26 protein-coding genes and 1 pseudogene are annotated in these 25,757 nt (G+C 70.0%); 15 read left to right on the plus strand and 12 right to left on the minus strand.

The features are described 5' to 3' along the window. Window positions 1-37: 37 nt before the first annotated feature. From QTQ03_RS07630 to QTQ03_RS07645, 4 genes are all read right to left on the minus strand, one after another. The gene (locus QTQ03_RS07630) at window positions 38-2,458 is read right to left on the minus strand and encodes an endo-beta-N-acetylglucosaminidase (RefSeq protein ID WP_289277377.1); all 2,421 of its coding nucleotides are present in this window, start codon (window positions 2,456-2,458) and stop codon (window positions 38-40) included. Window positions 2,459-2,519: 61 nt separating this feature from the next. After that, on the minus strand, window positions 2,520-3,341 hold the full coding sequence (locus tag QTQ03_RS07635) for a carbohydrate ABC transporter permease (protein ID WP_502889845.1): 822 nt from the start codon (window positions 3,339-3,341) through the stop codon (window positions 2,520-2,522). Window positions 3,342-3,436: 95 nt separating this feature from the next. Then, on the minus strand, window positions 3,437-4,309 hold the full coding sequence (locus QTQ03_RS07640; protein ID WP_289277379.1) for a carbohydrate ABC transporter permease: 873 nt from the start codon (window positions 4,307-4,309) through the stop codon (window positions 3,437-3,439). Between the two features lie 169 nt (window positions 4,310-4,478). Then, entirely contained in the window at window positions 4,479-5,759 is a 1,281-nt protein-coding gene (locus tag QTQ03_RS07645) for an ABC transporter substrate-binding protein (protein ID WP_289277380.1), read from the minus strand. Between the two features lie 194 nt (window positions 5,760-5,953). Between QTQ03_RS07645 and QTQ03_RS07650 the strand changes: the two genes are divergently transcribed. The 8 genes from QTQ03_RS07650 to QTQ03_RS07685 all read left to right on the plus strand — a co-directional run bounded on the left by QTQ03_RS07650 (window position 5,954) and on the right by QTQ03_RS07685 (window position 11,322). After that, complete coding sequence (locus QTQ03_RS07650) at window positions 5,954-6,985, plus strand: LacI family DNA-binding transcriptional regulator (RefSeq protein ID WP_289277381.1); 1,032 nt, start codon at window positions 5,954-5,956, stop codon at window positions 6,983-6,985. A 44-nt stretch (window positions 6,986-7,029) separates the two neighbouring features. Beyond that, window positions 7,030-8,292, plus strand: coding sequence for a glycoside hydrolase 5 family protein (locus QTQ03_RS07655; RefSeq protein WP_289277382.1), 1,263 nt, complete (start codon window positions 7,030-7,032; stop codon window positions 8,290-8,292). Window positions 8,293-8,360: 68 nt separating this feature from the next. Then, window positions 8,361-8,504, plus strand: coding sequence for a hypothetical protein (locus tag QTQ03_RS07660; RefSeq protein WP_289277383.1), 144 nt, complete (start codon window positions 8,361-8,363; stop codon window positions 8,502-8,504). Between the two features lie 151 nt (window positions 8,505-8,655). Further along, window positions 8,656-9,453, plus strand: coding sequence for an SAP domain-containing protein (locus QTQ03_RS07665; RefSeq protein WP_289277384.1), 798 nt, complete (start codon window positions 8,656-8,658; stop codon window positions 9,451-9,453). A gap of 23 nt (window positions 9,454-9,476) precedes the next feature. Continuing rightward, window positions 9,477-10,448: a helicase-associated domain-containing protein gene (locus QTQ03_RS07670; protein WP_289277385.1), complete on the plus strand. Its 972-nt coding sequence runs from the start codon at window positions 9,477-9,479 to the stop codon at window positions 10,446-10,448. A gap of 220 nt (window positions 10,449-10,668) precedes the next feature. Further along, complete coding sequence (locus QTQ03_RS07675) at window positions 10,669-10,860, plus strand: hypothetical protein (RefSeq protein ID WP_289277386.1); 192 nt, start codon at window positions 10,669-10,671, stop codon at window positions 10,858-10,860. Beyond that, on the plus strand, window positions 10,851-11,003 hold the full coding sequence (locus QTQ03_RS07680) for a hypothetical protein (RefSeq protein ID WP_289277387.1): 153 nt from the start codon (window positions 10,851-10,853) through the stop codon (window positions 11,001-11,003). Before QTQ03_RS07675 ends, QTQ03_RS07680 begins: the two co-directional genes overlap by 10 nt. Beyond that, window positions 10,996-11,322 carry a hypothetical protein gene (locus QTQ03_RS07685; protein WP_289277388.1) on the plus strand — a complete coding sequence of 109 codons (327 nt, stop codon included), beginning with the start codon at window positions 10,996-10,998 and terminating at the stop codon, window positions 11,320-11,322. The genes QTQ03_RS07680 and QTQ03_RS07685 overlap by 8 nt, the downstream gene beginning before the upstream one ends. Window positions 11,323-11,393: 71 nt before the next feature. Here QTQ03_RS07685 and QTQ03_RS07690 read toward each other — a convergent pair whose 3' ends face one another. The 3 genes from QTQ03_RS07690 to QTQ03_RS07700 all read right to left on the minus strand — a co-directional run bounded on the left by QTQ03_RS07690 (window position 11,394) and on the right by QTQ03_RS07700 (window position 14,578). Then, window positions 11,394-12,299 (minus strand): carbohydrate ABC transporter permease, encoded by a 906-nt coding sequence (locus tag QTQ03_RS07690; RefSeq protein WP_289277389.1) that lies wholly within the window; start codon window positions 12,297-12,299, stop codon window positions 11,394-11,396. Next, the gene (locus QTQ03_RS07695) at window positions 12,296-13,180 is read right to left on the minus strand and encodes a carbohydrate ABC transporter permease (RefSeq protein ID WP_289280729.1); all 885 of its coding nucleotides are present in this window, start codon (window positions 13,178-13,180) and stop codon (window positions 12,296-12,298) included. The genes QTQ03_RS07690 and QTQ03_RS07695 overlap by 4 nt, the downstream gene beginning before the upstream one ends. Before the next feature lie 138 nt (window positions 13,181-13,318). Beyond that, entirely contained in the window at window positions 13,319-14,578 is a 1,260-nt protein-coding gene (locus tag QTQ03_RS07700; RefSeq protein ID WP_289277390.1) for an ABC transporter substrate-binding protein, read from the minus strand. Window positions 14,579-14,780: 202 nt separating this feature from the next. Between QTQ03_RS07700 and QTQ03_RS07705 the strand changes: the two genes are divergently transcribed. Both QTQ03_RS07705 and QTQ03_RS07710 read left to right on the plus strand, forming a co-directional pair. Next, the gene (locus tag QTQ03_RS07705; RefSeq protein ID WP_289277391.1) at window positions 14,781-15,974 is read left to right on the plus strand and encodes an ROK family transcriptional regulator; all 1,194 of its coding nucleotides are present in this window, start codon (window positions 14,781-14,783) and stop codon (window positions 15,972-15,974) included. A 289-nt stretch (window positions 15,975-16,263) separates the two neighbouring features. Continuing rightward, window positions 16,264-16,401, plus strand: coding sequence for a hypothetical protein (locus QTQ03_RS07710; RefSeq protein WP_289281030.1), 138 nt, complete (start codon window positions 16,264-16,266; stop codon window positions 16,399-16,401). Here QTQ03_RS07710 and QTQ03_RS07715 read toward each other — a convergent pair. Further along, window positions 16,392-16,694: pseudogene (locus QTQ03_RS07715) on the minus strand (hypothetical protein); the annotation flags it as partial. The gene QTQ03_RS07710 and the pseudogene QTQ03_RS07715 sit on opposite strands and share 10 nt — an antisense overlap. On the opposite strand from QTQ03_RS07715, the gene QTQ03_RS07720 reads away from it, so the two are divergent. Continuing rightward, the gene (locus tag QTQ03_RS07720; protein ID WP_289281031.1) at window positions 16,594-16,818 is read left to right on the plus strand and encodes a hypothetical protein; all 225 of its coding nucleotides are present in this window, start codon (window positions 16,594-16,596) and stop codon (window positions 16,816-16,818) included. The pseudogene QTQ03_RS07715 and the gene QTQ03_RS07720 overlap by 101 nt on opposite strands. Before the next feature lie 36 nt (window positions 16,819-16,854). Here QTQ03_RS07720 and QTQ03_RS07725 read toward each other — a convergent pair whose 3' ends face one another. After that, complete coding sequence (locus tag QTQ03_RS07725) at window positions 16,855-17,790, minus strand: hypothetical protein (protein ID WP_289277392.1); 936 nt, start codon at window positions 17,788-17,790, stop codon at window positions 16,855-16,857. Between the two features lie 285 nt (window positions 17,791-18,075). On the opposite strand from QTQ03_RS07725, the gene QTQ03_RS07730 reads away from it, so the two are divergent. The 3 genes from QTQ03_RS07730 (at window position 18,076) to QTQ03_RS07740 (ending at window position 20,920) form a co-directional block, all read left to right on the plus strand. Beyond that, on the plus strand, window positions 18,076-19,197 hold the full coding sequence (locus QTQ03_RS07730) for an MGDG synthase family glycosyltransferase (RefSeq protein ID WP_502889846.1): 1,122 nt from the start codon (window positions 18,076-18,078) through the stop codon (window positions 19,195-19,197). Then, complete coding sequence (locus tag QTQ03_RS07735; protein ID WP_289277393.1) at window positions 19,160-20,077, plus strand: DMT family transporter; 918 nt, start codon at window positions 19,160-19,162, stop codon at window positions 20,075-20,077. The genes QTQ03_RS07730 and QTQ03_RS07735 overlap by 38 nt, the downstream gene beginning before the upstream one ends. Before the next feature lie 222 nt (window positions 20,078-20,299). Then, on the plus strand, window positions 20,300-20,920 hold the full coding sequence (locus QTQ03_RS07740) for a DedA family protein (RefSeq protein WP_289277394.1): 621 nt from the start codon (window positions 20,300-20,302) through the stop codon (window positions 20,918-20,920). Window positions 20,921-21,038: 118 nt separating this feature from the next. On the opposite strand, the gene QTQ03_RS07745 is transcribed toward QTQ03_RS07740, so the two are convergent. Both QTQ03_RS07745 and QTQ03_RS07750 read right to left on the minus strand, forming a co-directional pair. Next, window positions 21,039-21,203, minus strand: coding sequence for a hypothetical protein (locus tag QTQ03_RS07745; RefSeq protein ID WP_289281032.1), 165 nt, complete (start codon window positions 21,201-21,203; stop codon window positions 21,039-21,041). A gap of 289 nt (window positions 21,204-21,492) precedes the next feature. After that, a complete protein-coding gene (locus tag QTQ03_RS07750) occupies window positions 21,493-22,824 on the minus strand; it encodes an IS1380 family transposase (RefSeq protein WP_289277395.1) in 1,332 nt (443 codons plus the stop codon). 163 nt (window positions 22,825-22,987) lie between these two features. On the opposite strand from QTQ03_RS07750, the gene QTQ03_RS07755 reads away from it, so the two are divergent. After that, window positions 22,988-24,274 carry an ISAs1 family transposase gene (locus tag QTQ03_RS07755; RefSeq protein WP_289276634.1) on the plus strand — a complete coding sequence of 429 codons (1,287 nt, stop codon included), beginning with the start codon at window positions 22,988-22,990 and terminating at the stop codon, window positions 24,272-24,274. Window positions 24,275-24,507: 233 nt separating this feature from the next. Here QTQ03_RS07755 and QTQ03_RS07760 read toward each other — a convergent pair whose 3' ends face one another. Further along, window positions 24,508-25,644 carry a hypothetical protein gene (locus tag QTQ03_RS07760; protein ID WP_353890577.1) on the minus strand — a complete coding sequence of 379 codons (1,137 nt, stop codon included), beginning with the start codon at window positions 25,642-25,644 and terminating at the stop codon, window positions 24,508-24,510. Between the last annotated feature and the right edge of the window lie 113 nt (window positions 25,645-25,757).

Consider the following 25,757-nt stretch of genomic DNA (forward strand, 5'->3'; position numbering starts at 1 on the left):
CGGGTCGCGCCGGTGGGCGGGTGGGGAGGTGGGGAGGCTACGCGCCCCAGGCCTCGAACTCGTAGATGCGGGTGGCGGGGTCGTTGTCCTGGGTCGGTGTGGTGACGACCAGCCGGACGTACCGGGCATCGACGGTCACCGGGTGGGTCGTCACCGCGGCGGTGTTGCCGGTGACGGTGACGGCCGTCGTCCACGGGTCCGAGGCCGCCGAGCGTACGTCGATGGTGAAGTCGCGGGTGTTCCACGAGGTGGATTCGCCGCCCGCGGCGGCGTGCTCGACGACGAACCGGTTGAGCGAACGGACCGCGCCCAGGTCGACCTCCAGCCACCTGTCCGCGGTCAGCGTGCACCACTTGTCGCTGTTTCCGCCGGAGACGCTGCCGTTGACGGCCTTGGCGGGCCCTTCCGCGCCGTTGCACTGCCCGGACGCCGTCGCCGGCCGGCCGAGCGCGAGGTTGCTGTCGGTCGGTGGCGTGCCGGACCAGGTGACCGTCGTGGTCGCCGCGGTGGAGCGACCGTACTCGGTGGACACCGCCTCGACCTCGATGGTCGTGCTGGTCTCGGTGCCGACCCGGTCCAGCTGCGGCACGAAGTACGCGTCGTTCGGCGTGCCGCCCAGGTAGGTGCGGCCACCGTCGGGGTCGCGTCGGTACACGTCGTAGTGATGCACCGACCCGCTGCTCGAGGCGGTCCAGCCCAGGCGCAGCGTCTTGCGGGTCGCCGAGACGTCGGTGCTGCCCAGGACGGTCAGCCCGGTCGGCGGCCCGGCGGTGTCCACGCCCCCGTCGTACACGGCGAGCTGGCCGATCTTGATGTCGTAGGACGGGACGACGGCCGGCGCCGACGCCCGCAGCCCGATCTGGGCGATGGTCTTGCCGGCGTATGCGGACAGGTCGAGGACGCGGCGCTCCCAGCCGGTGCCGGACGTCGCCCCGAGGTCGAGGGTGGTGAAGGTGCTCGGGGCGTCGGTGAACGCCACCGCCGCGCTCAGGTGCGTCGCGCCGGCGGCCGGGGTCTTGACGACGACCGACAGCTTGGTGTCCGCGGCGACCGGCAGCTGGGTCTGGTACAGACGCACGGTGTTCGTCGCGTCCAGCGTTCCGGTGAGCCGCAGCGCCGAGCCGCCCTCGTAGGCGTCGGTGAAGTCGAGCGACGGCGTGAGTTCCGAGCCGGTCGAGGAGACGATCCACCGGTACGTCGGCAGCACGTCCTGCATCGACAGGTTGTTCCAGCCGCCGGTGCGCACCCGCGTGCCGGAAACGTGGTAGGAGTCGCCCTGGCCGGCGTTGACGCTGGTCACGAACGGCTTCTGGGTCACCGGCGTGGACTCGGCGACGTAAGTGGCCAGCCCCTTCCAGGACGAGGAGGTCGTGGTGTCCGACGGGTCGCCGTTCGCGCCGACCCAGTACCGCGAGTCGCGCGCCCGGAAGTCGGCCGGTCCGCTCGACGACGTCCAGGTCCACTCCGGGCGGTAGATGCCCAGGGAGGTGACGTGCGGCTGACCGGCCGGGAACATGGCGTCCCAGTCGACGCTGGTCTGGTAGCCGTTGGCCTCGGTGTCGATGCCGGAGTACAGCTCGTACTCGCTGCGCCCCAGCGAGCGGGCGTGGTCCCGCGACGACGCGAGGCCACTACCGGACCACCAGAAGTTGAGGAACATCGAGTCCGACACCCGCGTCGGGTCGGACAGGAACGAGTCGTTGGCGGTGGTGAGCGCGTTCTGCCAGGAGATGGTGCCGGCTTCGGTCATCGCGTCGTACCACATGAACTCGACGCCCTTGGTACGCCCGTACGTCATGAGGTTCCGGAGTTCGGTGGCGAGTGCGGCGTCGCCACCCGCCGTCTCCTGGTTGATGAACCAGCCCTCGAAGCCGTAGTACTGCGCCACCTGCGCAAGCTTGTCGGCGACCAGATAGGTCGAGCCCGACTTTCGCACGAAGTCACGCACCCAATCGATCTTGCCACCGTAGGCGGTCGGCGGGAAGAACACCGTGCCGTACACCTTGACGCCGTTGCGGTGCGCGGCGTCGATGACGGTCGGGTTCGGCGCGAGGATCAGACCCTCGCCGGCCGATCCGCCCCAGAACACGAGGGTGTCGATGTACTGCCAGTGGCCGAAGGCGTAGTAGTCCTCCTCGAGGGAGCCCTGTGACGGGTTGGCGGACGTCGGCGCGAACGACACCAGCGACGCCACCCGGCCCTCGCCGGCCCGCGCGTTCGGGTTGGCCTTCAGCGTGGGGTCGGCGACCCTGGGCCGCAGCGGAACCGTTGACCGGTTGAAGCGGGCGTCGGGGTCGGTCGCCGGGTCCCAGTCGAGGATGTCGTCCGGGAACCAGTACGAGGCGTACGGCTGGCTGCCGTCGGCCACGTCGGTGGCCGACGCGGTGGGAGCCGCCGTGAGGGTGCTGCCGGCCACGACCGTGGCGCCGACAAGCAGGGACAGGAGCAGGCGTCGCATCCAGGATCACCTCCGGTGGGGGTGGGGTGTGGGGGTGGATGGGTGGGGGTGGGAGCACCGCTCATCCCTTGATGGCGCCCTCCTCGACGCCGCGGAAGAAGAACCGTTGCAGCGTCGCGAAGACGACGACGATCGGGATGAACGCGATCATGGTGCCGGCGGCGATGACCCGCGGGTTCGAGACGAAGGAACCGCTGAGGTACTGCAGGCCGACGGTGAGGGTGTAGTTCTTCGGGTCGGTCAACACGATCAGCGGCCACAGGAAGTCGTCCCAGGCGCCGATGAAGGCGAAGATCGTGACCACGCTGAGCATCCCCCGGACGTTGGGCAGCCCGACATGGATCAGCCGTTGCCACGGCGTCGCGCCGTCGATCACCGCCGCCTCGTCCATCTCGGTGGGGATCGCCAGGAACGCCGCGCGCATCAGCAACACGTTCAGCATGCTGATGGCGCCGGGCAGGGCCACCCCGAGCAACGTGTCGGCCAGGCCCAGGCTGCGGACCGTCACGTACTGCGAGATGATCGTCACCTCGCCGGGCAGCACCAGCGTGCCGAGCACCAACGCGAGCAGCAGCGTCCGGCCCCGGAAGTGCAGTTTGGCGAGGACGAACCCGGCCAGGGTGGCACCGACGGCGTTGCCGAACACCACCAGGAACGCCACGACCAGCGAGTTCTTCGCGTACGACCAGACCGGGATCGTCTCGCTCACCCGCAGGTAGTTGTCGATCGTGGGATCGGACGGAAGGAACTGCGGGGTCGTGGTGTAGATGTCCTCGCCGGCGCCCTTGAGGGAGGTGGCCAGCTGCCACACGAACGGCCCGACGGTCACCACCAGTGCCAGGAGCAGCAACCCGTACCGGAGCAGCTTCTCACCCGGCCGCATCGTGCCGAAACCCGAACCCCCGCGGCGGGGTCTCGGCGGCCGGGACGGCGCCGCCGCCGGGACGTCGGCGCGACGGTTGACGAGCTGGGTCATGGCTAGGCCGCCTTCCGGTTCAGGCGCAGCAGGAGGAGCATCGGGCCGATCGTGATCACGAACAGCAGCAGGCTGAGCGCCGACGCGTAGCCGAGGTGCCCGGTGAAACCCCTGCTGTACATCTGGATGAGCATGACCACCGACATGTCCCGGCCGCCGGGCCCGCCGGTGCCGTTCGTGAGGACGAACAGCTCGGTGAAGACCCGCAGCGCGGAGACGGTGATCAGGACGCTGACCAGCAACATCGTGGTGCGGACGCCGGGCACCGTCACCGACCAGAACCGGCGGACCGGCCCGGCGCCGTCGACCGCCGCGGCCTCGTGCAGCTGACGCGGGACGTTCCCCAACGCCGACAGGTAGATGATCATGTAATAGCCCAGCCCCTTCCACACGGTGAGGCTGATCGCGCTGAGCAGGAGCAGCCACCGCCCGCTGAGGAACGGCAACGGTTCGGAGATCAGCCCGACCTGTTGGGCAAGGCCGTTGACCAGGCCCCTGTCCTCCAGCAGCCAGGTCCAGATCAGCGCCACGACCACCGCGGAGGCGATCACCGGGGTGTAGAAGGCGGTGCGGAAGAACGTGATGCCCGGCAGCTTCTTCTCCACCAGCACCGCGAGCAGCAGCGGCAGGAAGACCAGCAGGGGCAGGCAGACCAGCATGTAGACGATGCTGTTCACCAGCGCGTAGACCAGCTGCTCGTCGTCGAGCATGCGCTGGAAGTTGTCCAGCCCGGTGAAGTGGCCGCCACCCAGGGGCTTGGCGTTGGTGAAGGCCAGGATCACGGTGTTGGCCGCCGGCCAGAGGTTGAACACCAACAGCCAGACGACCGCGGGCAAAACCAACAGCCAGGGGGTGAACCAACGCTGATTCCTCATTGCGTCCCGCTCTGCTCGGTCTGGTGGGTGGCGTGGCGATGCGGTGCGCTCCGCGACGGAGCTGACGGCAGGTGGTGGCCGCCGCGCGGACGTCGCCGGTGCCCGGCCGGCCCGTTCCGGGCCGACCGAGCGCCGGCTGGTCAACGCCCGGCCGACGGGGCCCGGCCGGTCAGTCGTTGAGCAGCTCGTTGCACTTGCTGACCGCCTTGTCCAACGCCTCCCTCGAGGTGATGTCCCCGCTGATCGCCAGCGAGAACTGCTGCTTGACGAAGTCGTCCATCGCCGGGTCGACCACGACCGGCTGCAACATCCGCGCGTCGGCCAGCGACCGGAAGGCGATCACCTTCGCGTCACCGGCGTTGCTGCCGTCGCTCACGCTGAACTGCGGGTCCGTCGCCGAGGCGACCGTGCTCGGGAAGATGCCCGGCACGATCTCGGCGAACGCCGCCTGGTTCTCCGGGCTGGTGACCCAGCGGGCCAGCGCGATCGCCGTGGGCAGGTTCTCGCTCCGCTTCGACACCGACAGACCCTGTGCGTACAGCGGTGGGGTGCCGATCGACGGCGACGGAACGACCTTCGCGGCCAGCGACGGGTTGGCAACCTTGATGTCGCTGATCGAGTTGCCACCGCCCGTGGTCCAGGCGACCTGCTCCTTCTTGAACAGCTCCATGTTGCCGAGGTACGCGTCGGTGAGCACGTTGCGGGGTAGCAGCCCTTCGGCGAACGCCTCCCGGTACGTGTCGAGGACCGCCGCGGCCTCCGGGGTGTTGAAGACGAACGTCTTGCCGTCCGGCGAGAGGATCTCGACGCCCGCCTGGGTGAGGTCGCCGAGGCCGGGCTTCCGGCTCATCAGGTACACCTTGCCGCCGGACTTCTCCTTGACGATCCGGGCCTGGGCCACCAGCTCCTCCACCGTGGTCGGCGGCTTGGTCGCGTCCAGCCCGTACCGGCTCAGCAGCTCGGAGTTCCAGTAGTTGACGTCCGTGTTGAGGTACCACGGGTAGCCGTAGACACCGGTGTGGCCGGCGAACTCGTACGCGGCGACGCCGCCGGCGACGTACTCGTCGCGGAGCTTCCCGTCGGCCCCGGCGACGTCGAGCAGCAACCCCTGCTCCGCCAGGGGCAACGCGAAGTCCGGCGGAAGGTTCGTCACGTCGGGCAGCTGGCCGCTGGCCGCCTGGCTGAGCACCTTCTCCGAGTACCCGTCGCCCGGCTGGTCCAGCCACTCGACGGTCACGCCCGGGTGCTTCTCCTCGAAGCCGTCGATCACACCCTGCAGGTAGTCGGTGAACTTGGGCTTCAGGGCCCAGGTCTGCAGGGTCACGGTGCCCTTGATCTCGCCGGTGGTGGTGACCTGTTCGTCGCTGGAGTCCGTGCCGGACAGCCCGCATCCCGCGAGCACCGTCAGCACGGCCGAGGACAGGGCGAGTCCGGCCAAGCGTGTTCGCATCTCTACTCCCGCTCGTAGCTGTGGTCAGCCGGCAACGCGTGTCGGGTCGGGCGTGTCCGGTGCGCACAGGTGATGTGGTGGTGGTAAACCGGTCTAGTGCACGGACTATCCCCCTGGCTAGAATCGCGTGTCAAGAGTCGGCGGACCGATCGTCGCCTGTTTGGTCCCCCCACACGGACGGAGAACGACACCAGATGCAGCGACCGACCATCGCCGACATCGCCAAGCGGGCGGGGGTGTCCAAGGGCGCCGTCTCGTTCGCTCTCAACGGCCGGCCGGGCGTCAGCGCGGCCACCCGGGCGCGCATCCTCCAGGTCGCCGAGGAGATCAACTGGCGTCCACACAGCGCGGCCCGGGCCCTCGGCGGCGCCCGAGCGGACGCCGTCGGCCTGGTGATCGCGCGCCCCGCACGCACCCTCGGGGTGGAGCCCTTCTTCGCCCGTCTGCTCTCCGGGCTGCAGGCCGAGCTGTCCAGCCAGTCGATCGCGCTGCACCTGATGATCGTCGAAGACAGCCAGGCGGAGATCGACACCTACCGGCGTTGGGTGTCCGAACGCCGGGTCGACGGCCTCGTGCTGATCGACCTGAAGACACACGACCCGCGCATCGCCGTGGTGGAGCAGCTCGGGATTCCGGCGGTGGTGGTCGGTGGACCGGGCAGGCACGGCCGGGTGCCCTGCGTGTGGGCCGACGACCGGGCGGCGATGCTCGCCGCGGTGGAGTACCTCGCCGCCCTCGGGCATGCCCGGATCGCACACGTGGCGGGGTTGCCGGAGTTCCAGCACACCCAGCGGCGGGCCCGGGCGTTACGGGACGCCGCCGCCCGGATGACACTCCCCCGCGCCAGGTCGCTGCACACCGATTTCAGCGACGCCGAAGGCGCGGCGGCCACCCGCAAGCTGCTCTCCGGGGCCGACCGACCGACGGCGATCATCTACGACAGCGACCTGATGGCGGTGGCCGGGCTCGGCGTCGCGCTGGAGATGGGGGTCGCCGTTCCGGACGACTTGTCGATCATCTCGTTCGACGATTCGGTGTTGACCCAGCTCACCCACCCCTCGCTCACCACGCTGTCCCGCGACACCTACCTGTTCGGGGTGCAGGCGGCGCAGGCCCTGGTGGCGGTGTTGGCCGATCCCGCGGCGGCGAGGAACCACAAGACCGAGACACCCCGGCTGACGGTGCGGGAGAGCACGTCTCGAGCACCCGCCGGCGCGTGCGGGTGAGTAAAGCGGTTTAGATCTCGTACCGAGTACCGCACGGAGGACGCTTGACCATCGACCACTCGCCGAGCACCCGAAGGGTTCGCCTCGGCGCCAACTACGTGCCGTCCGACGGCTGGTTCTACAGTTGGCTCGACTATTCGGCCGACGCGGTACGCCGTGACTTCGAAGACCTGGCCGGCATCGGCCTGGACCACGTACGGGTCTTCCCGATCTGGCCGTGGATCCAGCCCAACCGGGCGTTGCTGCGCCAGCGACCGATCGACGACCTGCTCTCGTTGATCGACGTGGCGGCGGAGTTCGACCTCGACGTCGCGGTCGACCTGCTCCAGGGTCACCTGTCCAGCTTCGACTTCCTGCCGTCCTGGGTGCTCACCTGGCACCAGAGCAGCGTGTTCACCGACCGGACGGCGCGCGACGGCATCAGCCACTACGTCCGACGGGTCAGTGCCGAGATCGCGACACGTCCCAACGTCTTCGCCATCACCCTCGGCAACGAGGTCAACAACCTCTGGCCCGCCAACACCTCGACACCCGCCGCCTCCCGGCACTGGGCCACGGAGCTGCTCGAGGTGGTCCGGGCCGCAGCGCCCACCGTGCTGTGCCTGCACTCCGTGTACGACGACGCCTGGTACGCCCCCGACCACCCCTTCCAGCCCGCCGACGCGGTCGACCTCGGCGACCTGACCACCGTGCACTCCTGGGTGTTCAACGGCACGTCCCGCATCGACGGGCCACTCGGGCCGGCCAGCACCTCCCACGCCGACTACCTGGTCGAACTCGCCGCCGCGAGCGCACCCGACCCGCACCGCCCGGTGTGGCTACAGGAGGTCGGTGCGCCCCGACCGGACGTGCCACCCGAGCACGCCGCCGAGTTCGTCGCGCGCACCCTGGACACGGTCGCGCCGAACCCGGCACTGTGGGGTGTCACCTGGTGGTCGTCGCACGACATCGATCGCCGTCTCGCCGACTTTCCCGACCGGGAATACGATCTGGGCCTGTTCACCGTCGACCACCGGCCGAAGCCGGCCGCACTCGCCTTGGCCCAGTTCGCCCGCGGCGCCGCGGCCGAGACGGCCCCGGCTCGACCGGCGGTGGTGTGCCCGATCGAACCCCGCCGGGAGCCCGCGCGGCGCGCCGAGATCGCTCCAGGTAGCGAGTTCCACACGGAGTGGGTGAGGGTCCGTCAGACCGGTCCCACCGCGATCGTCACCCCGGACAGAGCCGCGGACGGCGACTACCTCGCCGCCCGCGACATCGGCCCCGTGCCCCCGACGGACGCCGCCCAGCCGGCGACAGTCCACGCCTGAGGAGCGCGATCCTGGAACGCAGCACCTCGTCGGGCACCCGGACGTGGCCGTTGGGGCGGGAGGTCCAGGTGGTCTACCTGGTCTACCTACCCGAGGCTCCGGCCACGACCGGCCGGATCGACCTCTCCTCGCAGCATGCCACCAAAGTCGGCGTGATGCTGGTGGTCGGCATCGTCCTCACGACCCTCGCCGGCGTGCTTGTGATGCGCTGAATGCTCATGCGGGCCGCCGCCCGCCCCGCCTCGGGGCCCTGGCCAACGGCCGGGCGCGTCGGAGCTTGGCGACGGCGGGGGGTCGCGGCACGGAATTCGGTTCGTGCGGTTGGATTCAGGGTGTTGCCCTGTCCTGGCTAGGAGCGCCCTGGTGAATCCGTATCAACAGCTTACTGACCTTGACCTGCCGACCCTGCAGGTGTTGGAGGCGGCTCTGGCGCTGGGTGGCGTCGTCACCGAGACTGATGTGTCGACATTGGTTGGCGCCGACGCAGCACCGTACCTGCGACGTGCCAGCGATGCGGGGCTGGCCGCGCGGCTGCGGAGCCGGTACGAGGTGAACGACGTCATGTGCGAGGTCTTCGCCCGTCCGCTGGGTGTGGGCCCGCCGGCTGGGCAGCTCGCCGCGGTGTTGAGCGTCGACGACCTGAAGGTCGTCTCGGGCAACCTGGGGCTGCCGACGAAGGGCCGCAAGGCGGACCTGTTGCGGGCAGTGACGGAGTTCTTCCTCGATAGGGACAACGTGCACGGGCTCGTCAAGCGGATGCCCGCCGCGACGCGGGCGCTGTTGGCGGAGGTTGAACGCGATGGTGGACGGATCCGGCACCACGGCGGCGGCGTCGCGCACCGCAGCCGGTATCCGAGCCGCTATCGCCGGGTACATCCGCTGGACTGGGCCGAGGAGCGCGGGGTGGTGTACCGCGTGACCTGGGAGGACCATCAGCTGGCGGGTCAGGTCGCGCTCGCCTTGCGAGGAGCGGACTACCGGGCCCCGTTCCAGCCACAGGAACCCCGGTCGCCTGGCGACAACCGAAACCCACGGCAGTGCACCGCGACGCCCAGGCGCAGGGCATCGCCGTGGTCGGGCTGTTGTCGGCGCTGCTGGACGGGGCTGGACGGGAGCCACTGGCAACGGTCAAGGCCGGCGGCGTCGGCGTGCGCGAACTGACTCGGACGGCGAGGACGCTGGGCGTGACGGTTTCGACCGTGCGGCTGCTGCTGGCGGTCGCCGAAGGGGCCGGGCTGGCCGAACTCGGCAACCGTGTCATCCCGACGGCCGGGTATGACCGCTGGCTCAAGCTCGGTCTCAACCATCGGCTGGCGGTGATCTTGAAGGCGTGGCGCGAACTGGGCTATCTGCCGTCGTCGCAGACCGGGCCGTGGGTGCCGGACCACGACGACGCCCGGTCGACACACGCCCGGCTGCTCGCGCTGCGGGCGTTGGGCAACCGGGCGGCGACGGACCCCGAGCAGGCGGCGCACTGGCTGTGGTGGCGGCAGCCGCTGGCCTTTGGCGGTGCCACCGTGGCGCACGGTCTGCTGGAGGAGGCCACGACTTTGGGAGCTCTCGGCGCGGGCGCGACCAGCCCAGCCGGACAGGCGCTGCTGGCCGGCGGGGACATCGTCAAGGCCATCGGTGACCTGGGTGAGGTCGCCCGCACCGCCCGGCTGCAGGCGGACCTGACCGCGGTCGTGGTCGGAACGCCGAGCCCGGAGCTGGCAGAGCTACTCGCTGCGACCGCCGTCGTGGAGTCCCGCGGCGTGGCGACGACCTGGCGCTTCAACCCCGCAGCGGTACGTGGCGCGTACGACGCAGGCTGGACCGAGCACCGCCTGACAAGGGCCCTGACGAAGATCGCCGAAGGGGGACTGCAGCAACCGCTGGTCTACCTGCTGTCCGACGTCGCCCGCCAGCACGGTTCGATCCGGGTCGCGCCCGTGGCCAGCACTCTGGTCAGCGACGACACCGCGTTGTTGGCGCAGATCTGCGCCGACAAGCGACTGGACAAGCTCGAGCTGCGTCTACTCGCCCCGACCGTGCTGGCCAGCCAGGCCACCACGGCTGACACGATGGCTGCCCTGCGCAAGGCCGGCTTCGCCCCACGCCAGCAGGCCGCCGACGGCCGCGACGTTGTCGAGCGCGTCCGCCGCCACCGCGCCTGACGTTCGGGAGCACGGTCCTGGGCGTTGCCCGTGGCAACCGCACTTGCCGGCGACCACGTCGCCTGGTCACACCACCGACCGGGATCACGGCATGACGCTCAGGCTCCGGTGTCGGTCGCACCGGCGGCATGGCCAGCGCGACGTCCGAGTCGGGGGAACAGGCGGCACGGATGGTGCCCGCACGATCTGACGCCCCTCTCCCGGACGATGGCGGACCCGGGTGGCGGCAGCCCTGGGGCCGGGTTTCCGGTGCCTCGGCGACCTGCAGGATCCGGAGGCGTTCCGGTCCTGGCTGGTGGCGATCACCATCCGGCAGGTACGCGACTGGGAACAACGCCGACGCACCGCCACGCACCGCCACGCACCGCCACCGCGCCCGCCGGCGAGCTACCGTTCCGGGCGGTGGCCCTGATCCGGGCGCACCTCACGCAGACCGTGGTGCTGTGCCGGGGTCAGCAGACCTCCGGCGTGAGCCCGCAGCTCAAGGCATTCACCGAGCGGATGCAGCAGACCCGGACCGCCGAACTGGCCGAACTGGCCGAACTGGATGGCTGAGCCGCGAGCCGTTCGGCACCGTCCTGGCCGCGGCGGCGCGCACCCACTCATCTGGGGCGCGCTGGTGGGTCTCGTGCTCAGCGGAGCCGCGCTCGGCCCCGACACCTCCTCCGGGCTGGTCCGGATCAAGCTCTGCGCGGTGCTGGTGGTCGGGCTCAACGGGCTGCTTCTCCGCCGCGCCGGCGACCGGATCACCGCCGGAGACGGGCACCCACGCTGGACCGCGATGGTCCCCGGCGCCGTCGGAACCGCAATCTCCCAGCTCGGCTGGTGGACCGCCACGTTGATCGGTTTCTGGAACGCCCATCCGGGCGGCTGATGCCCGTTGGCCCGCGCGGGCCGCAGGCCGACATCGGCCGGATGAGAGAGTGATCACCGGGCCGGGGCCGGTCAGCTCTTGACCGAGCCGGCCATGAGCCCGCCGATGAACCAACGGCCGAGCAGGACGTACACCAGCAGGGTCGGCAGTGACGCGATCAGGGCACCCGCCATGGCTGCGGCGTAGTCGGGTGACTGCGCCCCGGCGAGGGCGTTGAGTGCGATAGTGACCGGTCCGTTGCGGGTGTTCGACATGAAGATCGCGAAAAGGTAGTCGTTCCAGGCCGAGGTGAACTGCCAGATGACAGTCACCACGAAGCCCGGCGCGGAGAGCGGCAGGATCACCGAGACGAACGTCCGCAGCATCCCCGCGCCGTCGACCCGGCTCGCCTCCATGAGCTCGGCCGGCACCGTCGTCGCGTAGTAGTTGCGAAAGATCAGGGTGCAGATCGGGATGCCGTAGACGCAGTGCACGAAGACCAGCGTCGGGATGCCCGGTGGCAGCCCCATCTCCTGCACGACCTGCCGCAGCGGGATCATGACCGCCTGGTACGGGATGAACATGCCGAACAGGATCAGCGTGAACACCACGTCGGCGCCCGGGAAGCGCCACCGCGACAGGACGAACCCGTTGGCGGCGCCGAGGACCGAGGAGATCACCGCCACCGGAACGGCCAGCTCGAAGGTGCGGATGAACGACGGCCGTAGCGCCGACCAGGCCTTCTCCCAGGAGGCGAACGTCCAGTCCGTCGGCAGGTTCCACTGACCGTTGACGCCGATCTCCCGCCCGGACTTGAGGCTGGTGATCACGAGGACGTAGGCCGGCATGAGCACCACGATCAGGAAGACGAACAGCAGCGCGTACGTGACGGCCCGGCCCGCGGGCGAGCGCCGGTTGATCCCGCCGCGCGACGTGCGGCCCGGCCGGCCGGCACTCACCCGTGCGTCGGTCGTGGGCGTGACGGTGCTGGCGGTCATGAACGACGCTCCACCCGGTTGTTGTAGACGAGGTAGGGCACGATCACCACGGCCACGAGCAGCAACAGGATGACCGAGATCGCGGCGGCCTTGGCGTAGTCGCTGGTGAGGAGCGTCTGCCAGACGTACACGGCGGGCACCTCGGTGATCCACTGCGCGCCGGAGACCGACATGATCAGGTCGAACATCTTCATCGACATGTGACCCAGAATGATCGTCGCGGAGAGCGCGGTCGGCGTCAGCTGCGGGAAGACAACATGCCGGTACAGCTGGTAACTGGAAGCGCCGTCCACCGCTGCGGCCTCACGCAGCTCAGCCGGGATGCCCCGGAAGCCGGCCAGGAACAGCGCCATCACATACCCGGAGAGCTGCCAGATCGCCGGCAGGGCCATGGCGGCCATCCCCCAGTTCGGGTCGGTCCACCACGGATTCTCCAGGAACGTGAGACCGAGATCGTGGAAGATCCGGTTGAGGCCGCCGGCCTGGTCACCGGTGCCGGAGTTCAGTAGCCACCGCCACACCACGCCGGAGGCGACGAACGACACCGCCATGGGGAACAGGTAGGCCGCGCGGAAGAAGCCCTCGCCGCGCACGCCCCGCTCCAACAGGAACGCCCACAGCAGGCCCATGAGCAGCGCCCCGACCATGAACACGACGGTAAAGATCAGCAGGTTCCGCAACGAGTGCACGAACCGGCCGTTGATGTCCTCGGTGAACAGGTCGGTGAAGTTCCGCAGGCCGACGAAGCCCTTGCTGCCCAGGGCGTCGTGCTCGTCGCTCAGGGACAGCTTGACGGTCCAGCCGATCAGGCCGTAGACGAAGATGCCCAGCAGGATCAGCGAGGGTGAGAGCAGCAGCAGCCCTGGCGCCCAGCGTTGCATCCTGGCCCGACGGGCGGCCGCGCTGCGGCGCCGGCGGGCCTGCGGCGGGGCCGGCGGTGCGGTACTGGTGGTCAACGGTCCTCCATCAGGGACGCGCTGGGGTGGGCCGTGCGGCCCACCCCAGCGCAGCCGTTTGTGCTACTTGCCCGCGTACTGCTCGGCGGCGGCGACGAGCGCGTTCTGCAGGGCGGCGACGTCACCGTCGCTGGAGAACTTGCCCTGCGCGGAGGCGACCGCACCCTGCCAGCCCTGGGAGCAGGCCGAGCCGTGTGGGCAGGACGGAACCGGCGTTCCCTTGGCCCAGTCCTCGATCGCGCTCTGCTGATAGGCCGGGTAGTCCGCGGCCACCGCGTCGGTACGGGCCGGAATCGAGCCCTTCTTCGTGTTGAACGCCTTCTGCCCGGCCGTACTGCCGAGGGTCTTCAGCCAGCACTTGGCGCCCTCGGGGTTCTTGGAGTCCTTCGGCAGGACGAACGAGTCGGCGAGCCACTGGTAGGCGTCGCCGTTGCCGGGGAAGACCGAGTAGTTGTAGTCCGTGAAGCCCTTGGCGTCGAGGTCCGCGGCCGCCCAGTCACCCATCAGCTGGTACGCGGCCCTACCGTCCATGAGTAGCTTCTCGGCGTCGGTCCAGTCGAAGGTGTCGCGGTCGGTGTTGCTGTAGGACAGCAGCTTCTTGTAGTCGTTGATCGCGTCGGTGAGGTCCGCGCCGGCCCAGTCGGTCTGACCGGTCCAGAGCCCGCTGAACCTCTCCGGACCGAGCTTCGAGATGAGCACCGCCTCGAAGAGCATCTGCTGGGTCCAGTCCTTGCCCAGCGCGAGTGGCGTGGCGACGCCCTTGGCCTTGAGCGTGTCCAGCTGCGTGAAGAACTCCGGCAGCGTGGTGGCTGGTGCGGTGATGCCCGCGTTGGCCAGGACGGTCTTGTTTCCCCACAGAACGTTGGCCCGGTGGATGTTGGCCGGCACCGAGTAGATCTTGCCGTCGACGGTCAGGCTCTCCACGAGGCCCTTCGGGAACGCCTCGGTCAGACCCCACTCCTCGTACTGTGCGCTGAGGTCCTCGATCTGGCCGGCCCTGATGTAGTCGGACAGCTCCGCGCCGGCGTGCGCCTGGAAGGTGTCCGGCGGTTCGTTCTGCTGCAAACGGGAGGCGAGCACCTGCTTGGCGTTGGCGCCGGCACCGCCCGCGACCGCACCGTTGATGAACTCGTACTGCGAGCAGTCGGTCGTGAACTGGGCGACCAGACCGTCGAGGCCGGCCTTCTCGCCGCCATCAGCCCACCAGGTGAAGACCTCCACCTGCGGGCTGTCGCTGCCGCTGCCGTCGTCCGCGCCGCAGCCACCTGCCAGAAGGGCAAGCGCGAGGCCGGCGGCGGTGGCCATGCGAGTGCTGAAGCGCATGCGTCCTCCGTCAAACTCGGGGTGTTGGGGTATCGGTGTGTGACGGAACGTGTTCGAGCATGGTGGGGATCCCCTGCGACACTCGCTTCTCCACCCAGTTGTGTCAACTCCTGGCAATCAAAATGTGACCTGGGGGCGTCTACTTGGTCGGTTTTGCCGTCGATTGACAGAACCGGAGCGGGCACAGCAGGATCTCACCCTGATGACGCCAAAGATTCCTCCGCACACGCTGTGGCGTCCCGGTGTGTCCGCGACCGTTCGTCGCGTGGCCGAGACACTCCGGGCCCACGGTCCCCGGACCCGCGCCGAACTGGTCTCGCTCAGTGGGCTGTCCCGCGCCTCGGTCTCCACCGCGTTGGCCGAGCTCAGCGCAGCCGACCTCGTCACGGAGCGCACCGGCCCCTCGGACCGGTCGGCCGGGCGCACGCTCGGCGGACGACCGGCGTCGGTCGTGCGGCTCACCCGCGCCGCCGGCATCGCCGCCGGGGTGGACATCGGTCGCCGACACGTGCGGGTGGCCCTCGCCGACCTTGACCACGACGTGCTCGCCGAACGGCAGACCCACACCGACTTCGATGCCGACGACCGGCCCCACGAGGTGCTCGAACTCGCCGCCGGCCTGCTCACCGACGCGCTGTCCGACATCACCGCTGACCGGGACGAAGTCGTCGGTGTGGGGCTGGGCGTGCCCGCGCCGATCACGCACGACCAGCGCATCGGCGCCCGTCCGATGCTGCCCGGCTGGGCCGACCTGCGCCCGAGCGACGCGTTCGGCGACCTGATCCGACTGCCCGTCCGGGCGGAGAACGACGCCAATCTGGCCGCGCTCGGCGAGTACGTGTGGGGGGCCGGCCGGGGCTGCACCAACCTGGTCCACGTCAAGCTCGGCACCGGGGTGGGCGCCGGGATCGTGCTCGACGGCCGGCTGTACCGGGGCGCCGCCGGCACGGCAGGGGAACTGGGCCATGTCACGCTCGACGCCCGGGGCCCGGTGTGCCGCTGCGGCAACCGTGGCTGCCTCGAACTCGCCGTCGGTGGCCGGGCACTACTCGCCCACGCCCGACAGGCCAACGCCGGGCTGGCCGACCTCGCCGCCCTCATCGCCGCCGCCCGCGCCGGCGACCCGGGCTGCCGCCGCCTCATCACCGATGCCGGGGGCCAGCTCGGCTACGCGCTGGGCAACCTCGTCAACCTCATCAATCCACAGCGGGTCGTTCTCGGCGACGAGCTCGGCAGCGCGACCGACCTGCTGCGCGAGCCGTTGCAGCGGGGCCTCGCCGAGACCGCGATCGCGTCCGCCGCCGAGGCGGTCGAGGTGGTGCGGAGTGAGTTGGCGTCCCGGGCGGGGGCGCTCGGCGGCGTCGCGCTCGCACTCGGCGCCAACCCGCGCGGATGACCTCGGCCGGCCGCCGGACCGGGCGTCGGTTGCGGTGCCCGCGCTGGCCTGACTCGAGACGCGTTGGGTGGGGCCGTACACGCGGCCCCACCCAACGCGCTGCCACCCGGCCTCAGCTCGAGCCGGTGACGGTGAACGGCAGCGAGATCCGCCGCGCCGACGTCTCCCCCACCCGCGTGATGCTGGTCGAGCCAGTCGGAGCAGTGTCCGGAATGCCGACGGACCCGCCCGGGACGACGCCGTCAGCATTCGCGCGAGCGGTGACGGGGCGGGGCCGCCGCCGGCGACGGTGATCGTGTCGCCGCCGGCGGCCGTGGCGGACCCGGCCACCGCGGGCGTCGGCTGGGCACCACCGCCCGTCACCGTCACGGTGAAGGCCCCGGTGCTGCTCGACAGCGAATCCCACGCGGTGACCCGCACCCGGTAGGTGCCCTCCCGCGAGTAGGTGTGCCGGCCGCTCATCGCGCCAGACGGGTCAATCGTGACGTCGTCCGGGACCGTGCCGTCGCCCCACTGGACGCGGGCGTGGTAGCCCCCCGCGCCGGGAACGCCGCCGGTCACCGAACCGAGCCCCGCCGCGAACTCCGCGCCCGCGGTGGCCGTCTGGTCCCCCGGGGCGGTGACCACCAACGCGTCGACCGGCGTGCCGTCGTCGGCGACGGCGAACACGTGGATCCGGCCGGTCGAGCCGGGGTCACCGGTCTGCGTCGGCAGGTTCACCGAGACGAGCGTCTTGCCCGCCGGAATCTGGTACGGCGTGGTGGCGAACAGGAACGGCTGCGCACCGTCCCGGCTCGTGCCGTGCAGCCGGTACCCGGCCTTGGCGACGACGATGTTGCCGTAGGCCGGGGTGCCGTCGGCGTTGCCGCCCAGCGTCCAGTCACTCAGCTGAATCGGGATGCTGGCGGTGTGCCGTCACCGAACGTCGCCGTACCCGGTGGTGTTCTGGTTGCCCTGCGTCCCGGCGCCGATGAACGAGACGTTCCGGGCGTCGGCCGGGAGGTCGAACACGACCGTTCGGCCGTTGCCGGTCGCGTCGTCCGGCTGCCCCGGCGGAACCACCGGGAGCGTGAAGTGCAGCTCCGTGCCGGGCACCTGGTGCCGCTGGCCCTGGATCACCCCGGCGGCTTCGAGGGCGGCCCGCGAGTACGCCCAGTTCTTGGCGTCGCAGTTCGCCGTGCGCACGCCCTCGTCGCCGATGCAGACCGGTCACGGTGGCCAGCGGCACCGACACCGCGACCCCCGTGGTGGCGTGCACGTCGTTCGCGGTGCTGACCGCGACGGCACCGCCACCAAGCTCGACGTCGCCGCCGGCGAGCAGTTCGACCTCGGCCAGATCCGTCCGCTCGGCGCCGGTCGTCGTGGTCACCACCAATCGGAACTGCGCGAACTCACCCCGTCGGTGGATCTTGAACGGCCGGGTCTGGTTACGCCACCGGAACTCCTGGCCGCGGCGGTGGTCGAGGGTGGTCCAGGAGATCCCGTCGTTGGAACCCTGCAACCGCCAGTCGGTCGGGTCGCCCGCGCTCGCTCCCGAGGTCAGCGTGTAGTAGGTCGGCTTCTGCCTGCCGCCCCGGAACATCCAGCTGATCTGCGGCGTGCCGGAGGCGAAGGTCAGCTGGGTGGTCGACGAGTCGTCGAAGAGTTTGGCCGCGTCCTGCCCGCCGCCCGCGGTGGCGGTGCCGAGACCCGGGCAGTGCCGCCGGCAACAGGGTCGCGGCTGTCGCGGCGAACAGCCGGGTGGATCGGGGGCGGGGGCGGCGCGGATCGGCATGGCGGGGGTGCCTTTCGACTCGATCCGGTCGAGTGCCTCCACTCGCCCTCCCCACGGTTGCGAGCTGACATCGTTGTCATCCGGGTTCGCAACGACGAAGGCAGGAGCAAGTGGACTTCCGCTGATCGTTACGGCAGACCACGATGATGTCAATGGGTTGATCAGGGTGAATGGATCCATCGAACGCATGGCGGTGGCGCAGGCGGGTAACCGCGCCGGGTGAACCGCCGGGAGGAGGGGTACGCCCACAGCCGAATGCGGTCAGTCGCCGGCAGCCGGCTCGGGCCGCCGCGCGCCGCGGGCCCGCCGCGGGGCCACCACGGCGGGCTGGCGGGCCCGCAGGTTCGCCCTGGCCACGATCGCATCGTGATCGTGTCCGGGGACATCGGTGCGGGACACGACGCCGCCGCCGCCGAGCTTGCGGATCGACTGGCCGTTGGCGGCATCGGGGTGGAGCACCTCAACTTCTTCACCGCGCTGCCACGGCCCATGCACACCATCGTCCGCGAAGGCTACCGGGCGCTACTTCGCTGGCTGCCCTGCAGCTACGACGCGCTGTTCACGATCACCGACCGCTCACCACTGGCGGTCAGCGCGATCAGAGCCGCGCTGCGACTCGCCTCCCGGCGGATGCTGAGGCGGCTACCACCCGGCACCCGCCTCGTCGTCACGACGTTTCCGTTCGCCAACCAGATCCTCGGGCCGCTACGCCGCGCCGGGCGGCTCAGCACACCGGTCATCGCCTACGTCACCGACTTCGCGGTCCACCCGACCTGGATGGCACCCGGTGTCGACACCTACTGTGTCATCCACGAGGCCACGCAACAGCAGGCCGCCGCCTGCGGCGCACCCGATGTCCGAGTGGTCGGCCCGCTGGTATCCGCCCGGTACACTCGGCTGTCGACCGACGACAAGCGCACCGCGCGTGCCTTCTTCGGCTTGCCCGACGGGGAACGGTTGGCGTTGATCGTCGCTGGTTCCTGGGGTGTCGGCGACGTAACCCGTACCGCCACGGAGGTGCTCGCCACCGGCTGCGTCACGCCGATCATCGTATGCGGACGCAATGACAACCTACGCCGCCGGTTGCACGGCTTTCCTGGTCACGTCATGGGCTGGGTCGACGACATGCCCACCCTGATGCGGGCGGTCGACGTTGTCGTGGAGAACGCCGGGGGCCTCACCTGCCAACAGTCCCTGGCGTCCGGACTACCGACCGTCACCTACCGGCCGATCCCCGGCCATGGCAGAGCCAACGCCGAGGTGCTGGCCGGCGCGGGGCTGACCACCTACGTCGCCGCCGCCACCCGCCTGCGGCCGGTCCTCACCGCGCTCACCACCGCCGGCCCCGCACCCACGATCTTCGCCGGCGCCGACATGGCCGCCGTGGTCTCCGAGGCTGTGCTGTGTACGGATGCTCGAACTGCCGGCCGTCGCGGACGTCATCGATGACGACGCCGCGGGACGAGACCGCCGACCACGTGCTGGCCGCGCAATGATCCCTTTCGCGCTGGCCGCAGCGTTCTGCTTTGCGCTGTCCTCCGTGCTGCACCAGCGCGCCGCGAAGCACCAACCGCAGTACGGCGTCGCTGATCCGCGTCTGCTCCTGAGGCTGTTCAAGAGCCGCACGTGGTTGTCTGGCTGGGTGCCGGACACGGCCGGTGCGATTTTCCAGGTCCTCGCGCTGCGAATCGGAACGCTCGCGGTCGTCCAGCCCGTCATGGCCAGCGGCCTGTTCATGGCGGTGCTGATCGAAGCGGCCGTTGTCCGCAGACGCGTCGCGCCTCGGGACCTCATCGCTGTCGCGATAGGTATTGCCGGTTTGACCGCGTTCCTCCTCATTGCGGACATTCGCCCTGGCGTGTCCAGTCCTCGCCCCGCCGCCTGGACCGTCCCCGCCATCTGCGCGGCGGTGGTCATCTCGGCCTGCGTCCTGGCCGCCCACCGCCTCAGCGGCGCCGCGCGAGGCGCGCTGCTGGGCACCGCCGGCGGCATCGCCTACAGCCTCGCGGCGGCCCTGGTCAAGGATCTCACCGGGGGCCGCCACGGCACCCTCCTGGCCACCGTGGTCAGCTGGCCAGCCGCCGCGCTGGTGGTGGTCGTTGCCATCGGGCTGCTGCTGAACCAGACCGCGTTCCAGAACGGCCGCCTCGCCGCTCCGCTGACCGCTCTCACCCTCATGGACCCCGTGACCAGCACCATCCTCGGCATCACCGTCTTCGGGGAATCCCTCACGGTCACCCCCGTACGGATCATCGGACTCGTGCTGGCCGCCGCGACAGTCGCCGCCGCCGTGTGGCTCGCCGCCACGAGCTCCGCAGCCAGCCGATAGGTAGTCAGTCGACCAACCAGGCCGGTCGAGACGGCCAGACTGATCGACAGGCCCGCAGACGGGCGAGACGTCCGCTCACACCACGGCTCGGCCGGCCCGTCGTCCGCACCCAACGTGACAGGTCGGGTCCGCCTGCACTCGCCATCCCGCCGGCAGGTGGCGCTTGCCGCGGAATGGGCGTTCTTCGGCCGTGGGACAACCGCCGAGGGGGACAATCAGCCGGTGGACACGGTGTTCGCGGCACTGACCGGGCTGCCGCCGGCCCTTGTCCTGGCCTTGGTGTTCCTGCTGCCGGCCCTCGAGTCCTCGACCCTGCTCGGTCTGGTCATACCGGGTGAGACGGCAATTCTGATCGGCGGCCTCCTGGCACACACCGGCTCGCTGCCGCTCTGGGTGGTGGTCGTCGCCGGCACGGTCGGGGCCTGCCTCGGCGACCAGATCGGCTACGCGCTGGGCCGCCGGTACGGCCCGAAGGCGCTGCGCCACGTCCCGAGTCTGGTGCGGCGGCACGCCGACATCGAGCGGGCCCGACGCCTGATCGCTCGACGGGGGACGTGGGCGGTGGTGGCGGGCCGATGGGTGGCGGTCCTACGCGTCCTGGTTCCGATGGTTGCCGGCGCCGGCGGGATGCCATGGCCACCGTTCCTGCGAGCGAACCTGGCCGGCGGGCTGCCGTGGGCGGCAGCAGTGGCACTACTCGGCTACCTCGGCGCTGCCTCTTACCGCTACCTCGAACGGCAGCTGGGGATCGGTGAGTTGGTTCTGCTGGCAGTGATCGCCGCTGGCGTAGCCGTGAAGGCGTGGCGGCGCCGTCAGGTCCGGCTCGGCCACGCCGACCAGTGACCGGTCGGCCGAATGGCCGTGCGTCGGCGGCCCGGAGTGTTCACCTCGCGGGTCTCTTCGTCGAGCCGCGGCTGTTCCAGGTGCGCCAGCGCCTGAAAAGGTGCGGCTCAGGATCGGCCTACTGTTCGCGCCGCGCCCCGCGTTCGGCGCGCCTGCGCTCACGCTGCTCGCGGCTCCACTGCTGACGCCGCTCGAGGTCCCGCTTCCAGAGGTCGCGAGCCTGCCGCGAGCCGCCCTGGACGGCGTTCTCCACCATCGGCGGACCGGCGAGGTTCCGAAACACCCAGGCCATGATGCGCCCGCCCTCGCCCACGGCTGCGGAGATCCTCGCCGTGCCGGCAGAGCCCGAGGCGAACGATTGGTGGAGCCCCCCGGCGGGCAAACCGCCGGGGGCTCCACACCTGCACACGTGCGTTCAGACCCGGATCCACGGATAGCGGAGGCGTGATCGCTACGCATCGGTGATAGGCGATGGGTGGTGTGGTGTTTCGGTGGGTGGGCATGCCGGTTTCCCGGGTGGCGCCGGGTTCGCTGGTCTCCGTGGGCTGGGACATGGCCGATGGGCCGAGTGGTCAGGTCCAGATGGGTAGCCGGCGGAGCCGGGCCAGGACCTGAGCCAGTAACTGTTGCCTCGGGGGTAGCCGTAGGGTGACCTGCCGGGCGTGGCGGACCAGCCGGGCGGGCACGGTGATCAGCCGGTGGCGCAGGGTGCCGAGGTGGTTGCGGCCTCGTCCGTCGCCGTCGTCGAGGCCGGCCAGTTCCTGCAGCCAGGCGGACAGGTTGACGGCCAGCAGCGCCCCCCACATCCACACCGTGTTGGCCGCCCGGCTGCCGGAGGGCAGGTGCCGCAGCGCGGCGCCGTGCTTGGCATCCCGGATGCGATCTTCGATGTCGGTGCGCATCCGGTGCCAGGCCTCCACCGCGACCGTCTTCGCCGGGGTGGACACATCCAGGTTGGTGGCGATGAACGAGTACGCGTACACGTGCCCGACCAGGCCGTCCAGGGCGAGCGTGAGTTGAGCTTTGGGGATGGTGCGCCGGCGGCGGGCGCGTGGGTCGGCCGAGATATCGGTAGCGTGGACCTTGACCCGCCGCACCACGGTCATGGTGGCGGGTGGCCAGCCGGCCGGTGCGTAGTCGCACACGGCGACCTGGGCGCCTTTCATCCGTTCGGCTTTGCGCCATGCATCGTCGGGGATCGCGGCCGCGGCTCGCCAGACCGCGGGGTTGCGGGTCACTCCGAGGGAAAAGTCGCAGCCGGCCTCCACCGCGGCCTGCGCGATGTCCTTGGCGAAGTAGCCCACATCGCCGCGGACCTTCGGCCGGGCGGTGACCCCGGCCGCGTTGAGGGTGGCCACGCTGCGTTCGATCAGCGAGCCCGCTCCCGGGCGGGGGTCTTCATCACCGGCGAGGAGGTCCGCGGCGGTCACCACCCCGGCCTCCGCCCACGTGGCCACGTGCGGGCGCCCGGCCCGGGCGCCCTTGTAGCTGTAGGCGATCCCTTCCTTCTTGGCCCCGTACACCTCGACGTCGGTGCCGTCCAGGTCGATGGTGGCCCCACCGGTGCGCAGCACCGCCCGCCGGGCGGCCGGCAGCAAACCGACAACCCGGCAGGCGATCTCCCCGATGCCTTCCTCGATACCAGCCACCTGCGCCGGACCGAACCGAGACGCCAACTCCACCGCGGTGCTCGCCGCCGGCGTGGGCACCGCGGACAACGCCTCACCCGCCGTATCGGCGCGGCGGCGATCCAGACCCACCCAAAACTGCGCGCCGCACATCTGCGCCTGCGCCACCGCGACCAGGAACTCTCCGCCGGACAATCCTCGATCCCGCTGCTTGATTCGGCCCACGGCGTCGTCCAGCGCGGCGGTCACGCCCAGCCGGCCGACCAACTCGGCCACCGCCACCACACCCCACGGGCACGGCAAAGTCGGAGAGTGCTCGTGTGAGGACTTTGTGTTGTGGTCCAGAGTGGATTTGACGGGGCGGGCACGGCTCCGGTGATCTTGAGGTTGTCTACGCCTTCGGATCACCCTGTGGAGTACCGTGCCCGCGCCTGCATCATTGCTGATCAACGCTGTCCAAGACCAGCCGGACGAGCAGACACGACCGGTCCTGTTGGGCCGTAACAGGCAGGAAAGCCTGGTCGCGGCGCTGTCGGAGGTTTCTGATCCGCGGGACGCGCGAGGGATCCGGCATCGGTTGCCGACGGTGGTCGGGTTGGCCCTGGCGGCGGTGCTGGCCGGCAATACGTCGGTGTACGCGATCGGGCAGTGGATCGCCGGGTGTTCACAGAAGACCCTGAAGGTGTTCGGCGCCCGGGTGGCTCCGGCGACCGGCCGGTATGTCGGTCCGGATGAGAAGACGGTGCGCGGGTTGTGCGCCCGGCTCGACGGTGACGTGCTGGACGCGGTGATGGGTCGGTGGCTGCAGCGGCGTGCCCTGGCGGCGCAGCGGGCGAAGGCGCGGACCGGGGTACGGCCCCCGCGAGGTCGTAAGGCCCGTCGCCGGGCCAAGGCCGCTGGCCAGCGCCGCTGGCGGGCCAGTACACGCGGTCGGCACCGGCCGCGGCTGATCCAGGTCGCGGTGGACGGCAAGACCAGCCGCGGTGCGAAGAGCGCCGGCAACCCGGCGCCGCACCTGCTCGCCGCGTTGTCATGCGTGGGGGTGGTACTCGCCCAGCGCCAGGTCGACGGCAAAAGCAATGAGATCACCGCGTTCGTACCGCTGTTGACGCCCCTCGAGCTGGCCGGCCAGGTGGTGACGGCCGACGCGATGCAGACGCAGCGTAAGCATGCCCGATGGCTGCGCCAGGTCAAGGACGCGCACTTCATCTTCCCGGTGCTGGACAACCAGCCCACCCTGTTCGACCGGCTCGACGCTCTGGACTGGGCCGGGGTGCCGGTCACCGCGTGGAGCGTGGACGACGACCGGGGCCGGCACGAGCGACGCACCATCCAGGTCATACCCGCTCCGCCCGAGGTGAACTTCCCGCACGTCGCGCAGGTGTTCCTGATCGAACGGACCGTCACCGTCAAAGGCAAGACCAGCTACCAGGCGATGCTGTATGTCACCAGCCTCACCGCCGAGCAGGCCGACCCCGCTGACCTGCTCGCGTACGTGCGCCAACACTGGGGAATCGAGGTTCTGCACTGGGTGAGGGATGTGACCCTCGGCGAGGACGCCTCCCGGGTCCGGACCGGTAACACGCCACGCGTCATGGCAACCCTACGAAACGTAGTGGTCAGCCTGCTCAGAATCCACGACACCACCAACATCGCCGCCGCGCTGCGATACAACGCCCGCACGAACCGCCGGATCCTCAAACTCCTGGACCTTCTACCAGCCTAAACACCCCACCCGCCGACTTTGCCGTGCCCGTGCCACCACACCCGAGACCGGCGTCAGCGACGCGTCCGGTGCGCCAACACGGACACGACCTGCCAAACCAGGTATCTTCTTCACCGAACGGGTGTCCTTCCCACAGCGGCGGATTGGTGTCTCGACAACCCCAATCGTCCCTGCTGGCAAGGCATCCGTTCATCTATGCCACGCGGTGGCATATCCCTATCCGCGGATCCGGGTCAGAGGGCCACCTGCTCGTCGACGCCCAGCACAGGCCCACCCTGCGGGTCGAGCCCGGGGAAGTCGACCGGGTCGAATCCCGCACCGAGTCCACCGTTGTCAACGTTGGCATCGATGTCGACGTCACCGCCGATGCTGGTGTTCACGCTGTCGTCATTGTTGATCGAGTTGTCCGAGCTATCGTTGTTCGAGTTGTTGACCGAGTTGTCGACATCGTTCTCGGTGATGACATCGTTCTCGGTGTTGACATTGTTCTCGGACGTGTTCTCGACGGACTGGTCGTTGTTGGAGTCGTTGATCGAGTTGTCCCGCGACAGGTCAGAGTCGCTGACCGAGTTGTCGATCGAGTTGGACGACTGGTCCTGGACACCCGATCCGAAGTTCAGGTTCGCGAGGTCGTTGCGCTCACCAAAGTCGACATTGCCGTCGCCGACCGTGTTCCCCTCACCGACCACGTTGCCGTCACCGAAGGTGTTGTCACCATCGCCGACAACCCCGCTGTTTTCGCCGGTGTTGACGTTGTCCACGCCGCCTTCGGCAAGGACGGCACCGTCGCCGGTGTTGGCCTGACCGTCATTGTCACCGCCGATGGCCTGGGCGCCGGCACCCGTGGCCGCGTTGACGTCGCCCTCACCCGTGTTGACGACGTTGCCGTCACCCGTGGTGGCGACGCTCTCGATGTCAACGTCACCGTCCACGTCACCGTCCACATCCACGTCCACCGAGTTGTCGATGTTCGTCGACTGGTCGACGAAACTCGTCGACTGGTCGACGTTCTGGTGCACGACGGTGACCAACTCGGTGACGGTCTGCACGATCTGCTCCAGCGGCGGCTGCCCGCCGCCCGCCGCCTCCCCGCCACCGCCCGACTCCTGCTCCCCGCCACCGCCCGGCTCCTGCTTCCCGCCGCCGAACGCGAACTGCGCAACCGCGTCCTTGGTCTCCGGCGGCAGCGTCGACTCCTGAGCGACGACCGCGGCGACCTGGGCCACGTTGACGCCCGAGAGGTCGGCGTCGGTGATGCCCTCCGCGGCGAGCACACCCTCCGGGTCGGCCGCGAAGTTCTGCGCGGCTTCACGGTCATTGAAGATCTTGGCGAAGAAATCCCGGAAAAGCTCAGTCACGTCGATGCTCATCGTCTTGCTCCTTGGTCTAGCCGGGCCGCCTTCGGCCCGGCGTGTCCCTACCCTGCCGCTGGAGTCCCAGCGAAGACATCGGGGAAACCCCCACTGACGCGCCCCCGCAATAG

It is taken from the genome of Micromonospora sp. WMMA1363 (assembly GCF_030345795.1).
GTDB lineage: Bacteria > Actinomycetota > Actinomycetes > Mycobacteriales > Micromonosporaceae > Micromonospora.

What these genes read in the sequence shown, in the direction of transcription:
- QTQ03_RS07685 (WP_289277388.1), top strand. Translation starts at nt 10,996, where the DNA reads ATGGCTGAGCCGCGAGCCGTTCGGCACCGTCCTGGCCGCGGCGGCGCG.
- QTQ03_RS07690 (WP_289277389.1), bottom strand. Translation starts at nt 12,299, where the DNA reads ATGACCGCCAGCACCGTCACGCCCACGACCGACGCACGGGTGAGTGCC.
- QTQ03_RS07695 (WP_289280729.1), bottom strand. Translation starts at nt 13,180, where the DNA reads ATGCAACGCTGGGCGCCAGGGCTGCTGCTGCTCTCACCCTCGCTGATC.
- QTQ03_RS07650 (WP_289277381.1), top strand. Translation starts at nt 5,954, where the DNA reads ATGCAGCGACCGACCATCGCCGACATCGCCAAGCGGGCGGGGGTGTCC.
- QTQ03_RS07700 (WP_289277390.1), bottom strand. Translation starts at nt 14,578, where the DNA reads ATGCGCTTCAGCACTCGCATGGCCACCGCCGCCGGCCTCGCGCTTGCC.
- QTQ03_RS07735 (WP_289277393.1), top strand. Translation starts at nt 19,160, where the DNA reads ATGCTCGAACTGCCGGCCGTCGCGGACGTCATCGATGACGACGCCGCG.
- QTQ03_RS07760 (WP_353890577.1), bottom strand. Translation starts at nt 25,644, where the DNA reads ATGAGCATCGACGTGACTGAGCTTTTCCGGGATTTCTTCGCCAAGATC.
- QTQ03_RS07630 (WP_289277377.1), bottom strand. Translation starts at nt 2,458, where the DNA reads ATGCGACGCCTGCTCCTGTCCCTGCTTGTCGGCGCCACGGTCGTGGCC.
- QTQ03_RS07645 (WP_289277380.1), bottom strand. Translation starts at nt 5,759, where the DNA reads ATGCGAACACGCTTGGCCGGACTCGCCCTGTCCTCGGCCGTGCTGACG.
- QTQ03_RS07705 (WP_289277391.1), top strand. Translation starts at nt 14,781, where the DNA reads ATGACGCCAAAGATTCCTCCGCACACGCTGTGGCGTCCCGGTGTGTCC.
- QTQ03_RS07635 (WP_502889845.1), bottom strand. Translation starts at nt 3,341, where the DNA reads ATGCGGCCGGGTGAGAAGCTGCTCCGGTACGGGTTGCTGCTCCTGGCA.
- QTQ03_RS07640 (WP_289277379.1), bottom strand. Translation starts at nt 4,309, where the DNA reads ATGAGGAATCAGCGTTGGTTCACCCCCTGGCTGTTGGTTTTGCCCGCG.